Below are 13,674 nucleotides of genomic sequence, written 5' to 3'. Positions count from 1 at the left end.
TCCGCTCCGGTGCTCGGAACCCGCCATTTTCGACTCGGCCTGACCTGAATCTGAATAGACCCCGCGCAGGCGCCTTTCTCCAGCTCAGCCTGACCTGATTCTCGGCCGAGCCTATGGGCGCGAGCTTCAAATCGGCGATGCCTCTTGTCGCGATCTCGGGCTCAGATGTGGGCGCCGTTGTCGGCTGCGGCTTCGTCGGCGACGGTCGATAGGATGCCGCGGACGTCGAGCGTCGAGAAAGGTTTTTCCAGGATATGCGGGCGCTGTTGCGGCGGCAGCGCTTCGATCTCGGCCTTGGCGCCGATCATGTCGCCGGTCACCAGCACGAAGCGCTTGGCGAGCGGAGGCTGCTTGGAAAGCAACTCGCGGTAGATCGCAATGCCGCTTATGCCCGGCATGCGTAGGTCGGAAAAGACGATGTCGGGCGGCATGTAGCCGTTCAGGACGTCGGCGGCCGATGTCCAGCTCGCCACGACGCGTGACTTCACGCCCATCAGTTCGAGTATGTCGGACAACGAGGCGGCAACGTCTGGCTCATCGTCGATCACCAGCGCATGGCGCAGCCCGCTCGGACGCGCCGGGCCTTCGCCGGGCGCGGCGCTGCTGCCCGCGATCGCCGGCAATTGCACGACGAAGCGCGCGCCGCTCGGCTGCACTTCCTCGAACCGGATGCTGCCGTGATGGCGCTCGACGATCGATTTCGAGATCGACAGGCCGATGCCGGTGCCGACGCCGACCGGCTTGGTGGTGAAATAGGATTCGAAGATGCGCGCGCGGATCGCCTCGGGAATGCCCGGGCCGTTGTCCTCGACGGAGAAGCCCGGATTGCCGTCCTCGTTGCGGAACGTCCGCGCCTTGATGTGCCGCTCGCCGGTGACGCCGGCCAGCGCATGCTGGCTGTTGATGAGGAAGTTGGCCACCACCTGCGTGATGTGGTCGGCGTCGGCCATGGCAAGCAGCGGCCCGCTGGCGAAGTCGGTGTCGATGATGATGCCACTGGAGCGAGCGCCATAGGCGGTCACCTCGAGCGCAGAGCGCATCACCTGGTTGAGATCCGTCTCGGCTTGCTCGGTCGGGTGCAGCCGCACCATCGACAGGAAGCTCTTGACGATGCGGCCGCATCGCTCGGCGGCGGCGCGCACCTTCTCGGCACGCACCTTGGTCTGCGGGTCGCCGGCGAATTCGTGCAGCAGCGTCGACTGCGCCACCACCACCGCCAGCGGGTTGTTGAGCTCGTGCGAGACGCCGGCAAGCAGCGAGCCCATCGCCGCCATCTTCTCGTTCTGGTGCAGCTTCTCGCGCTGCCGGTTGATCTCCTCCTCGGCCTGCAGCTTCTCGCGCAGGTCACGGATCGAACCGAAGATCAGGCGGCGGTCGGCAACACGCATCTCGGTCGCCGTCAGCTCGATCGGGAAAATCTCGCCCGCGGCGTTCTGAGTGACGGTCTCCAGCCGCTGGCCGACCATCGGCGCGCCGCGGCCGGCCATGTATTCGGCGCCCGAGGCATAGCCCTTGCGGTAGTATACCGGAACGATGGTATCGAGCAGGTCCTTGCCGAGGATGGCGCTGCGCTGGAAGCCGAACATCTTCTCGGCGGCCGGATTGAACTCGATGATCGAACCCGTCTCGTCGATGACGATGATGGCGTCGAGCGAGGCCTGCAGCATGGTGCGGCGGATCACTTCGCTGGCATGCGCCTCGGATGGCGAGCGCTCGATGGCGTCGCCGATGGCCAAGGCGATGATGTGCAGCGTCGCTTCTTCCTCATCCGTCCACTCACGCTCGGCGGCGCAATCGTTGACGGCCAGCGTGCCCCAAAGGTGGCCATGCGCGAAAACGGAGACGGACAGGAACGATTTGATGCTCTGCTTCTCGAAGTCGGCGCGCAGAAAACCGTCGAGGTCGCGCGTGTGGCCGGAGAAGATCTTGCCTTGCCGTTCGTCTTCCTGCAGCCGTTCCAGGAGCGAGTCCGAGTTGATGATCGACTGCATGATCACGGTGGGCGAGGCCAGCTCGCCGCCGAAGCCAGGGTCGATCCAGTAGGCGGCGACGGACTGGGCGAAGCCTTCGCCCGGCAGTTCACGCAGCCGGAAGAGGATGCCGCGCTGGCAATCCATCTTGCGGCACATCGTCCCCAGTATGTCGTCCATCTCGCGCCGCCAGTCGCCTGCCTCGCGCCGGCGGCGCACGACATGGACAGCCGCCATCGCGGCGCCGCCCGGGCGCGAGCCATGCATGTCGGCGCGTGCTGTATCAGCAGTCATGGTTTATTCCAGGCCCGGACGTCGGTCGTTCAGAGCGTCCCTCCGCTCCGCGGGAAACGGCAAACCGCTCCATAGCTTTGTTTTGGCGCAATTCCGGACGGAAGGCTACGGCGAAACCGCCGAGCCCAACCGCTCACACTTTTCCTGGAACTGCTCTAAAGCGCGTCGCGATCTTTCAGATTCGCTCCTTGCGCTTTAGGCTTTTGATTTTGCGCATGTCTTTGCCCCGAAACCGGTTCCCACTTTCGGGATACATGCTTTAGTTGGCGTCGCCGCTCGGCAACGAGAAGATATAGCCTTCGCCGCGCACCGTGCGCAGGAATTTCGGATTGGCGGGGTCGGCCTCGATCTTCTTCCGCAACCGCATGATGCGGATGTCGACCGCGCGAGACGATTCCGGATCCTCGACGAAACCGATGGCTTCCGAAATCGCCGCTCTTGTCAGAAGCCGGTTGGCGCGGGTGAGGAAAACCTCGAGCACGTCGAACTCGCTCTTGGCCATCTCGATCACCGCGCCATTGGCGCCGATGACCAGGCGGCCGTCGAAATCGGCCTGGAAACCGCCGAAATTCATGAAGCGGCGATTGCCGGTTTCGGCCTTCTGCACCTGCGGCTCGGCCGGCTGCGGCACGCGGCGCAGCACGCTGCGCACCCGCGCAAGCACCTCGCGCAACTCGTACGGCTTGACGATGTAGTCGTCGGCGCCGAGCTCCAGTCCGACGATGCGGTCGAGCGCGGTGCCGGCGGCGGTGGCGTAGATGACGCCGATTGGCGTTTTCGAGCGCAGCCAGCGGCCGAGCGACAGCCCGTCCTCGCCGGGCATGGCGATGTCGAGGATGGCGAGGTGGAAGGACTGCGCCTCGAACAGAGCGCGCGCGGCCGCGGCATTCTCGGCCGTCACGACGTCATAGCCGCTGGCGCCGAGATACTCGGCCACGGCCTCCCTCAGATCCGGTTCGTCCTCGACGACGATGATGCGTGCCTTCACGACGCGCTCGCTCCCGCTTTCAGCGGAAAGTAGATTGGGTATAAACATGATGTCCAGCACTCATCTCGAGTTGTCTGTGGCGGGGTGGAGAAAATGGCCGCACGGTCCGTCATTGCGCTTGTGTCCGTCGCCGAGGTGGTGGCGGGCGATCTCGCCGATCATCTCGAACGGCGCGGCCACGACGTGCGGCAGGCGCGCCAGCCCTGGGAGGCGGAGACGCTGCTTTCGGCGGGCGGCATCGATGTCGCGGTGGTCGGCGACGACGTCACCCAGGCCGAGGGCCGCGAACTGCTCCGGCGTTATGGCGGCCAGGGCGGCGAGGGAGGCCCGGATTTCATCCTGATCTGCCGGCCGCGCGACCTTGTCGACAAGGTGCTGGCGCTCGAGCTGGGCGCCGCCGACGTCATCGAAAGCCCGCTCAACGTGCGCGAGCTTGCCGCGCGCATCGGCGGCCTGCTGATGCGACGCGGCAGGGCCGCCGGGGAACTGATCGTGCTGGAAAACGCCACCGTCGACCTGCGGTCGGCCATGGTCATGCACCGCTCGGGCACTGAGGATCAGCTCTCTCCTGGCCAGGTGGCGCTGCTCAAGCTGTTCCTGGCGAGCCCGCGCAAGGTGCTGACGCGCGACGACATCATTGCTGCGGCCCCGGCCGAGAATGCCGACGCCTTCGACCGTTCGATCGACTCGCGCATCGTGCGGTTGCGCCGCAAGCTTGATACCGAGACCATCACGACCGTCCGAGGCGCCGGTTATCGCTTCGATCCGCCGGCCTCGCGGAACGAGTGAGTTCAGGTCAGCAAGCCCGTCGAGCATCGGATCCCCCGAGCGTTGGTCATTTTGGGTCCGACGCCGGGCGCTCAGCGCACCACGATGACCGAGGGTCCAGTTGGAACGTTCGCGCTGACGGTGATCTCGGCCTGGGCGCGCTCCTTCAGCAGCACCGTCGCCAGCGCCGCGAAACCGAGCAAGCCCTGCGCGTAAAGCAGCGCGGAAAGCACCGAGGCGGCAAGTTTCGTGTTCATGTCTTATCCCCAATCTCGATATCGTCGGCGCCTCAGGAAACTCCCGAAGCGCCCGCGCCGCTGACGGAGCCCCCCGCGGCGGCGCGGGCCTTCGGTCCTCTCGGCAGCAAGTAGCCGGAGGGGCCGCGTGTCCTCATCAGCCGGAGGCCGACCCGCCAGAGGGCCTTCAGCCGGTGGACACGCAGGTTGGAAACAATCCAGACCGTGGCGATGAACAGAGCCATGTGCAGCGTCGAAACCTCGCCGGAATTCATCGCCGCCAGCGTCGTCGCCGGGTTGCCGGCCACCGAGCCGGCGCCGCCGAGCACGATCGCCGCGACGCTGATCCTGAGAAACCAGGAGCGGAGTTTCAATTTCCTGTCCATTTTCGTTTGCAGATGTCTGTTCCCGTTGCGTCAAATCTGACGCCGGCCTGTATCCGCATCATGCCGCCGTGGCCGCACTTTGTTGCAGATAGGTTTCGAAAACGGCCCCGTCTCTTTCATATATGTGTGAAATGAACTTTCGTTTCCGGTCTGAGCCCATTGTCCAACGCTCGATCGGTTACTCGTCGAAGGTCTGGCGCCATCCGCCACCGGGGATGTCCTGTTAATTTTTAGAAACGAATTCGAAACAGAAACGAGCATCAAGCGAAATAGATCTGAAACGGACGAGCACGATAAGAGCCCCATTGAAATTGAAGCCGGACACAATGGCAAAAACAGAGGGATCGTCATGCACACCGCCATTTCCGCCAAGCTCATCAACATCACCGCCGTCGCGCTCGCGGGTGCTGCGCTGCTCTTCGGCGCCGGCAAAGCCGCCTATGCCAATCAGATCGTCGCCAAGGTTTCGCTGTCGCAGCAGGTCATGGAAGTCACGGTCGACGGCCGCCCGACCTACACCTGGAAGGTGTCGACCGGCGACAGGGGGCACATCACGCCGACCGGCTCGTTCAAGCCGACCCGCATGCATGAGATGTGGTATTCGAAGAAATACGACAACGCGCCGATGCCGCATTCGGTCTTCTTCAGCGGCGGCTACGCCGTTCACGCCACCTACGCCATCAACCGTCTCGGCCGCCCTGCCTCGCATGGCTGCGTGCGGCTGCATCCCGATGCCGCGGCCGACTTCTACCAGCTCGTCGAGGCCTTCGGTCCCGGCAACACCAGCATCGTGATCGTCAAGTAACGAGCTGGACAAAGTAGCGGGCGGATTGCCGCCTTCGGAATAGCGCCGAAGCCGTGGGGACAGCCGCCAAAAAAAGAGGCCGGAATTTCCGGCCTCTTTTTCGTTCCGGAGCGAGTAGGGAGTAGCGAATAGCGAGTAGGAGACGTGCCGTGGCGCGAACGCCATTCTCTACTATTCGCTACTCCCTATTCGCTACTCGCTATTGCTTCAGCTCGGCAGCGCCGGCATCAGCTTCGGATCGGGCTTCTCGGCGAGATGCGGCAGGTCCTTGCTGGCGATGAAGGTGTAGAACATCGGCACGACGAAGAGCGTGAACATGGTGCCGACGAGGATGCCGGTGAAGATGACCAGGCCCATCGAATAGCGCGCGGCCGCGCCCGCGCCGCTGGAGACGATCAGCGGCACGACGCCGAGCGCCATGGCGGCCGTGGTCATCAGGATCGGCCGCAGGCGCACCTTGGCCGAAGCGATGATGGCGTCGCGGCGCCGCATGCCATGCATTTCACGCTGCTGGTTGGCGAACTCCACCAGCAGAATGCCGTGCTTGGTGATCAGGCCGATCAGCGTGATCAGACCGACCTGGGTGTAGATGTTGAGCGTTCCCAGGCCGATGTTGAGAGGCACGATCGCGCCGAAGATCGACAGCGGCACCGCCATCATGATGATCAGCGGGTCGCGGAAGCTCTCGAACTGCGCCGCCAGCACCAGGTAGATCACGATCACTGCCGCCGCGAAGGCGATCAGGATGGTGTTGCCCTGCTCCTTCTCCTGCCGCGACTGGCCCGAATAGTCGACGAAGAAGGTATCGGGCAGGGTCTCCTTGGCGAGGTCTTCCAGCACCTTCAGGCCGTCGCCGGTGGTCACGCCGGGCAAAGGCAAGGCCGAGATCGTCGAGGAGTTCAACTGATTGAACTGCTCGATGGCCGCGGGCGAGGCGTTGGTCGAGATCTTCACGACCGCCGACAGCGGCACCATCTTGCCGTCGACGCTGCGGACGAAATATTCGCCGAGCTTCTCGGGATTGTCGCGGAATTCCTGCGGCACCTGCGGGATGATGTCGTAGCTGTTGGAATCCCGGTCGAACTGCGCCACCTCGGCGCCGCCGACAAGCAGCGTCAACGTGTTGCCGATATCGGCGATCGGCAGGTTCAACGCCGCCGCGCGCTCGCGGTCGATGGTGACGGTCACCTGGGGCGCATCGTAAGCCATCGAGTTCTGCACGACGATGAAGCGGCCCGAGGCTTGCGCCTTGTTCTTGATCTTTTCCGCCTGCTCGAAGACTTCCGAGGGGTCGCCGGTGGAGCGCACGACCATGGAAATCGGCAGGCCGCCGCCGGAACCGGGCAGCGTCGGCGGCGCGAAGACGAAGGCCTCGACGCCGGCGACCTTGGAGATGCGTCCCTGGATGTCGGCCTGAAGCGCCTTCGAATTGCGCTTGCGTTCCGCCCAGTCCTTGAAGGCGAAGCCGACAAAGGCGCTGTTGGTGGCGCCCCCAAAGGCAACGGCCGAGAACTGCGCCCTGGTCTCGGGGATGTCCTTCACCAGGCCGAGGATCTGGTTGACGTAGGTCTCGGTGTAATCCGACGTCGCATAGCGCGGCGCGGTCACGATCGAGAGCAGGAAGCCCTGATCTTCTTCCGGCGCGAGCTCGGTCGAGGTCTTGGTGAACATGAAGCCGGTAAGGGCGACCAGCGCGATGACGATGATCAGCGTCACCGGCCTGTTCCTGAGCGAAGCGGTGACGGCCCGCTCATAGACGTGCTCGACGCGGGTGAACGTGCCGTCGACGATCCGCTGGAAGCGGCCGTGCTGGCCCGCCTTCAGCAAGCGCGCCGACATCATCGGCGTAATGGTGATGGCGATAAGGCCCGACAGCACGACGGAGCCCGCCAGGGTGACCGCGAATTCGCGGAACAGCGCGCCGGTCAGGCCGCCGGTGAAGGCGAGCGGCGCGAAGACTGCCGCCAGCGTCATGGTCATGGCGATGATGGCGGTCGCGATCTCGCGCATGCCGTTGAATGCCGCCTGCATCGGCGACATGTGATCCTCCTCCATGTGGCGGTGGATGTTCTCCACCACCACGATGGCGTCGTCGACGACAAGGCCGATCGCCAGCACCATGGCCAGCAAGGACAGGAGGTTGATCGAGTAGCCGACCGCGAACAGGATGAAGCAGACGCCGATCAGCGACAGCGGGATGGTGACGATCGGCATCATCACCGAGCGGAACGATCCCAGGAACAGGAGGATGACCACGACGACGATGGCGACGGCCTCGCCGATGGTCTTGAACACCTCCTCGATCGAGGCGCTGATCTGGCCGGTGGCGTCGTAGACGATCTCGATCGTCATGCCTTTCGGCAGTGTGTCCTGGACCTGCGGCACAAGCTTGGTCAGCGCCGCCGCCGTCGTCAGCGGGTTGGCCGCCGGCGTCGGGAAGATGGCCAGGAAGGTTCCCGGCTTGCCGTTGAAGCTCACCCTGGTGTCGGTGTTCTCCGCGCCGAGCTCGACACGCGCGACATCGCGCAGGCGCACCACCTGGCCATCCGTCGAGCGGATCGGCAGCTGGGCGAAGGCCTCCGGCGTCTGCAGGGTCGAGTGCACGCTGATCGAGGAGACCACATACTCGTTCTGGGTGTTGCCGGGCGCCGACAGGAAGTTCGAGTTGTTGATCGCGGTCAGCACGTCCACGGCCGTGGCGCCTCGCGCGGCGAGCCGGATCGGATCGATCCAGATGCGCATGGAATATTCCTGGGCGCCGAAGATCTGGACGTCGGCGACGCCTTCCACGGTCGAGATGCGGGGCCGGATGACGCGCTCGATATATTCGGTGAGCTGCTCCTTCGTCATGTTCGGATTCTGCATCGAGATGTACATCATCGCGAACTGCTGTCCGGTGCCCTTGACGATCACCGGATCCTTGGAGGCGTCCGGCAGGGTGCCGCGCACGCCCTGGACCTTGGACAGCACCTCGGCGAGCGCGACGTCCGGATTGGAGCCGAGCTTCATCTGCACCGTGACCGTGCTCGAGGACGGACGGCTGGACGAGGTCACGTAGTCGATGTTTTCGGTCGAGGCGACGGCGCGCGCGATCGGGGCCGATATGAAGCCCTGGATCAGGTCGGCGCTGGCGCCGGGATAGGCCGTGGTGATGGTGATCGCCGTCTCGTCAACCTTGGGATACTGTCGGATCGACAGGCCGAAGATGCCCTGGAAACCCAGGAGCAGGATCATGCAGGCCAGCACCGTCGAGAGCACTGGCCGGCGAATGAAGAGGTCGGAAAAGCTCATTGCTGAACCTGCTTGTTCGCCGATTTGCTGGGGTCGATCGTGTTGTCGACGGCAACCGACATGCCATTGAAGAGCCGGTTCTGGCCGGCGGTGACGACCTGGTCGCCGTCCTTGAGGCCCTCGGCGATCTCGACCATGCCGTTGTTGCGGCGGCCGAGCTTCACGAAGACCTGCGAGATGGTGAGCGCCGGCTGCTGCGCGGCCTCGGCCGGCTTGGCGGCGTCGCCAGCCGCCTTGTCGGCCGGCTTCGCGTCAGCCGGTTTCGCAGCGCCGTCGGCGGGCTTGGCGGCGTCGGCCTTCTGCTCGTCCGGCTTTGCCGGAGCCGGAGCCACGCCTTCGGCGGACTTCGCCGGCTCGACCACGAAGACGTAATCGCCATAGAGGCTGGTCGTCACCGCCGTCTGCGGCACGGAAATGACGTTGTTTTCCTGCGGCAGCTCGACACGGATCTGGACGAACTGGCCAGGCGTCAGCTTGCCTTCCGGATTGGCCACCTCGCCGCGGATCGAGACCAGCCGGCTTGCCGGGTCGATCTTGGGGTCGATGCCGCGGATGGAGCCGGCAAAGGACATGTCCGCAAGGCTGGTGCCGAGCTTGACGGTCTGGCCGATCTTGAGCAGCGGCAGCTGTTGTTCGGGAACCGTGAAATCGACCCGCATCGTGTCGAGGTCCTGGATCGTCACCACCGAGTTGCCCGGGGCCAGATACTGGCCGACGTCGATCTTCGGGATACCGACCGTGCCGCCGAAGGGCGCGGACAATTGCTTCTGGTCGAGCACGGCCTGCATCTTGTTGACCTGCGCGGCCGAGGCGTCCGCCGCGGCGCGCGCGGCGTCGAGCGTCGCGTCCGTGCCGACGCCGCGCCGCTGCAATTCGATCGCGCGGGTCAGCGCCGCCTGGTCCGAGGCGGCCTGCGCCTTCTGCGCCACCAGATCGGCTTTCTCGACCGCGTCGTCGAGCTGCAAAAGCACCGCGTCGGCGGCGACCTTCTGGTTGGCGTGGAACAGGATGTCCTTGACGATGCCGCTGGTCTCGACGGTAAGGTCGACGCCGCGCACGGCATTGACGGTGCCGATCGCCTCGATGCCAGGGGTCCATTCCGACGGCTTGACGGTCACGGTCGAGACCGTCGCGGCCGGCGGCTTCATGGTGGCGAAATACTGCTTGATGCCGGCGTCGCGCATGAAGTTGAAACCAACGATGCCGACGCACACGAGGGCGAGCAGCAGCAAGAATCCGGCGATGATGAAAAAGCGCTTCACGGATGGTCCCCTCGAGCCGGCAACCGGCAAATCAATCGATGCCGGGACACATATCGACGATAGGCCCCGATTTCAAATGGCGCGCCTTACTGTACCGGCTGGACGGTCTTGTCAATTCCGCCTAGGCTGATGCAGGAGGAAGCGCGATGAGAGTACCCAGGGCGAACTCACGCGAGAAGATACTAGCCGCCGCCGCCGATGTGGCGCGCGAGGCAGGCCCGGGAAGCCTGTCGCTCGATGCCGTCGCCAGCCGCGCCGGAGTATCGAAAGGCGGCCTGCTCTATAATTTCCCGACCAAGGCCAAGCTGATGCAGGGGTTGGTCGAAAACTATCTCAGCGATTTCCAGAAGGCGCTGGAAGCACGCGCCGCCGAGGCCGGCCACGAAAGCGTGCTCTCGGCCTATATCAAGCTGTCGGCCGACGACTGCGAGCAGCCGAAACCCTCGGCGTCATGGATGTTCTCGGCGATCGCCGAAGATCCCGATTTCCTGACGCCGATAAAGGCCTTCAAGCACCAGCTGTTCGAACGGCTGAAGGCAGAGACGGACGACCTCGGCTCGCTGCTGGTCTGCTTTCTCGCCATCGAGGGGATGCGCAGCATGAATCTGTTTGATTCAGACGTGCTGTCCGAAGACGAGCGTAAGCTTCTGGTGTCCTCCCTGCTGAAGATAGCGGGATAAGCCACCAAACGGTTTGGTGGTGACCAAACGGTTTGGTAGTGACCAAACGGTTAAGAGCGTCACACCAGCTTCATCCTGGCGACATAGCGTCCCTCCCGGTTCTTTGCTGCAATGCAAACGGAGTGGGACAATGGTAGACGTAGTTTCCAGTGAGGCGGGGATCCCGAGACCGGATCATCCCCTAGAACAATCAGGCGGGGCCAAGTGGTTCCTGCCGGCTTTCGGCGTGCTGGTGCTCGTCGGCATCATCTATGTCGGCTATGCGCTCAGCCAGGATCTGGCCATCGCCAAGACGGTGCCGTGGATCCTGCTCGGCATCGCCCTTCTGATTGCGCTGGGCTTCGAGTTCGTCAACGGTTTCCACGACACCGCCAACGCGGTCGCCACCGTCATCTACACGCGGTCGCTGCCGGCCGAATTCGCCGTCATGTGGTCGGGTCTCTTCAACTTCCTCGGCGTCTTGACCTCGAGCGGCGCGGTGGCGTTCGGCATCCTGTCGCTGCTGCCGGTCGAGCTCATCCTGCAGGTCGGCTCGTCCTCCGGTTTCGCCATGGTGTTCGCCCTGCTGGTCGCCGCCATCCTGTGGAACCTCGGCACCTGGTTCCTCGGCCTGCCGGCTTCGAGCTCGCATACCATGGTCGGCTCGATCATCGGCGTCGGCCTCGCCAACCAGTTCATGGCGCCGGCCGGCAGCGCCACCAGCGGCGTCGAATGGGGGCAGGCGACCAATGTCGGCATCACCTTGCTGGTGTCGCCGATCGTCGGTTTCTTCGCCGCCTTCATCCTGCTTTATGCGATGAAGCTCCTGGTTCGCAACAAGGCTCTCTACGAGGCGCCGAAGGGCAACACGCCGCCGCCATGGTGGATCCGCGCGCTGCTGATCTTCACCTGCACCGGCGTCAGCTTCGCGCACGGCTCCAATGACGGCCAGAAGGGCATGGGCCTGATCATGCTGATCCTGATCGGCGTCGTGCCGACGGCTTACGCGCTCAACCGCACGCCCGACATCAACTATCTCGACGCCTACAAGACGGCTTCGGTCGGGGTGGAGACGGCTTTGGCCAAATACGCCAAGCCCGGCGTCACCGTCGCGGACGCCAATGCCGCAAAGGCTGCCGTGCAGGAAGCCGTGCGCACCAAGACGTGGAACGATCAGACGACGATCGCGCTGCAGACCTACATCCACAACACCACCGCCGAACTGGGGCCTTACCCCACGGTCGAGAAGGTGCCGACCGACCTGGTCAGCAACGCGCGCAACGACATCTACCTGATCGGCGAGGCGCTGAAGCTGATCGACAAGAAGCAGCTGCTGCCGATGCAGCCCGACGACCTCAAGGCCGTGACCGACTACCACAAGGCGGTCGACAACGCGACAAAGTTCATCCCGCTCTGGGTGAAGGTTGCCGTGGCGCTGGCGCTGGGGCTCGGCACCATGGTCGGCTGGAAGCGCATCGTCGTCACCGTCGGCGAGAAGATCGGCAAGAGCCACCTCACCTACGGCCAGGGCGCCGCGGCAGAGCTGGTGGCGATGGTCACCATCGGCATGGCCGATCGTTTCGGCTTGCCGGTGTCAACCACCCATGTGCTGTCTTCGGGCGTCGCCGGCACGATGGCGGCCAACGGCTCCGGCCTGCAGTGGTCGACCGTGCGCAACCTGCTGCTGGCCTGGGTGCTGACGCTGCCTTGCTCGATCGCCTTGGCTTTCGTGCTGTTCATCATCTTCCGCCAGGTGTTCTGAGCGGCGGTCGATGCACCGGTAACAACGATGACGGCGCCTGTTCTGGCGCCGTCTGCTTTTTCGGCATGAGCAGGGGCGGCGGCGATGAATGACGCATCACATCCGGCATTGCTTGCCTGGGACGACAGCCGCCATCATGCGCCGGGACTGATCTGGGCTTATCGCGGCGGCGTCGGCATGCCGACCGAGCCGATCGCTCCGAAGGATATCGAGGCAGCGCTTGGCGAGCCGGACGGTTGGGTGTGGCTGCATGTCGACCTGATCGACCAGCGGGCGCATTCCTGGATCAGCCACACCTGCGCGCTGCCGCAATCGGCGCATGCCATCCTCGAAGGCCATGAGGACAGCATGGCGCTGGCGCATGAGAGGGGCGTCGTGCACGGTATCGCCGCCGATCTGCATGGCGAGATCGGGCGCAGGTCAACCACTATCGGCAGGCTGCATTTCGCCGTGACGGACCGGTTGCTGGTGACAGGCCGGCGCCACCCGCTGGCAGCCGTGGAAGCGGTGAACAAGGCGCTTTCGGAAGGTTTTGGGCCGTCGACAGGGTTCGAGCTGTTCGGTGCGATCGTGCAGGCATTCTGCAAAAGCGCGAGCGCACGGCTGGCGCTGGCGACGAAGCAGCTGGATGAGGTCGAGGACCACCTCGTCACTGAACGCCTCGCCGACGAACGAAGGCGGATCAAGCAAGTGCGCCGCCTGGGAGTCTCGCTGCACCGGCCGATCTCGGCGCAGGCCGCGCTGTTCCTGGAGGAGAACCGGGCCGGGTGGGAGCTGTCGGCAGGCGCGCATGACATCCTTTCGCAACTGTCGGCCCGCCTCAAAAGGCTCGACCGCGAAGTTGTCATGGTCAATGACCGGGCAAGGCTGCTGCAGGAAGAGGTGGCGGCGGAACTCGCGGACGAATCCAACCGCAGCCTGAAGGCGCTGGCGGTGATGAGCGCGCTGCTTTTGCCGGGAACGCTGATCGTCGGCATTTTCGGCATGAACACCGAGGGACTGCCGCTGACGCACACGCATGGCGGCTTCCTGCTGGCGATGCTCTTGGCGGGAGGCGCGACCGGGCTGTTCTACTGGCTGTTGCTGCGGGCCGGCGCCGATCTCAAATTCTAGAGCATTTCACCGTTTCACGGAAACGGCGAACTGCTCTATCTCTTTGTTTTTACGCAATTCCGGGCGGAAAACCGCTCACACTTTTCCTGGAATTGCTCTAGGTTTGTCGAAGAGTTCGGGACTCCCGAGCCGCGTCGCGG

At 64.3% G+C, this 13,674-nt stretch carries 11 protein-coding genes; 5 read left to right on the top strand and 6 right to left on the bottom strand.

Translation table 11 applies throughout. The annotated features are described in order from the left end of the window. Positions 1-161: 161 nt before the first annotated feature. Together LB572_RS30570 and LB572_RS30565 are read right to left on the bottom strand one after the other, a co-directional pair. Complete coding sequence (locus tag LB572_RS30570) at positions 162-2,264, bottom strand: sensor histidine kinase (protein WP_224670387.1); 2,103 nt, start codon at positions 2,262-2,264, stop codon at positions 162-164. 259 nt (positions 2,265-2,523) lie between these two features. Next, positions 2,524-3,252 (bottom strand): response regulator, encoded by a 729-nt coding sequence (locus LB572_RS30565; protein ID WP_224670386.1) that lies wholly within the window; start codon positions 3,250-3,252, stop codon positions 2,524-2,526. A gap of 93 nt (positions 3,253-3,345) precedes the next feature. Between LB572_RS30565 and LB572_RS30560 the strand changes: the two genes are divergently transcribed. Further along, a complete protein-coding gene (locus LB572_RS30560; protein WP_140807550.1) occupies positions 3,346-4,041 on the top strand; it encodes a response regulator transcription factor in 696 nt (231 codons plus the stop codon). A 71-nt stretch (positions 4,042-4,112) separates the two neighbouring features. Here LB572_RS30560 and LB572_RS30555 read toward each other — a convergent pair whose 3' ends face one another. Beyond that, positions 4,113-4,277 carry a hypothetical protein gene (locus LB572_RS30555; protein WP_181179732.1) on the bottom strand — a complete coding sequence of 55 codons (165 nt, stop codon included), beginning with the start codon at positions 4,275-4,277 and terminating at the stop codon, positions 4,113-4,115. A 32-nt stretch (positions 4,278-4,309) separates the two neighbouring features. Beyond that, a complete protein-coding gene (locus LB572_RS30550) occupies positions 4,310-4,630 on the bottom strand; it encodes a hypothetical protein (RefSeq protein ID WP_224670385.1) in 321 nt (106 codons plus the stop codon). A gap of 361 nt (positions 4,631-4,991) precedes the next feature. Here LB572_RS30550 and LB572_RS30545 point away from each other — a divergent pair, with 361 nt between their 5' ends. Next, the gene (locus LB572_RS30545; RefSeq protein WP_224670384.1) at positions 4,992-5,447 is read left to right on the top strand and encodes a L,D-transpeptidase; all 456 of its coding nucleotides are present in this window, start codon (positions 4,992-4,994) and stop codon (positions 5,445-5,447) included. Positions 5,448-5,654: 207 nt separating this feature from the next. On the opposite strand, the gene LB572_RS30540 is transcribed toward LB572_RS30545, so the two are convergent. Together LB572_RS30540 and LB572_RS30535 are read right to left on the bottom strand one after the other, a co-directional pair. After that, entirely contained in the window at positions 5,655-8,738 is a 3,084-nt protein-coding gene (locus LB572_RS30540; RefSeq protein ID WP_224670383.1) for an efflux RND transporter permease subunit, read from the bottom strand. Next, a complete protein-coding gene (locus tag LB572_RS30535) occupies positions 8,735-10,000 on the bottom strand; it encodes an efflux RND transporter periplasmic adaptor subunit (protein WP_224670382.1) in 1,266 nt (421 codons plus the stop codon). The genes LB572_RS30540 and LB572_RS30535 overlap by 4 nt, the downstream gene beginning before the upstream one ends. Positions 10,001-10,146: 146 nt before the next feature. Here LB572_RS30535 and LB572_RS30530 point away from each other — a divergent pair, with 146 nt between their 5' ends. The 3 genes from LB572_RS30530 to LB572_RS30520 all read left to right on the top strand — a co-directional run bounded on the left by LB572_RS30530 (position 10,147) and on the right by LB572_RS30520 (position 13,534). After that, positions 10,147-10,680: a TetR/AcrR family transcriptional regulator gene (locus tag LB572_RS30530; RefSeq protein ID WP_224670381.1), complete on the top strand. Its 534-nt coding sequence runs from the start codon at positions 10,147-10,149 to the stop codon at positions 10,678-10,680. 130 nt (positions 10,681-10,810) lie between these two features. Further along, the gene (locus tag LB572_RS30525) at positions 10,811-12,421 is read left to right on the top strand and encodes an inorganic phosphate transporter (RefSeq protein ID WP_224670380.1); all 1,611 of its coding nucleotides are present in this window, start codon (positions 10,811-10,813) and stop codon (positions 12,419-12,421) included. Positions 12,422-12,505: 84 nt separating this feature from the next. Then, positions 12,506-13,534 (top strand): transporter, encoded by a 1,029-nt coding sequence (locus LB572_RS30520; RefSeq protein ID WP_140804733.1) that lies wholly within the window; start codon positions 12,506-12,508, stop codon positions 13,532-13,534. Positions 13,535-13,674 lie beyond the last annotated feature (140 nt).

This window comes from Mesorhizobium sp. BH1-1-5, assembly GCF_020165615.1.
Lineage (GTDB): Bacteria > Pseudomonadota > Alphaproteobacteria > Rhizobiales > Rhizobiaceae > Mesorhizobium.
Note: the sequence above shows the minus strand (reverse complement) of the source record. Positions and strands in the feature narration are given on the sequence as shown.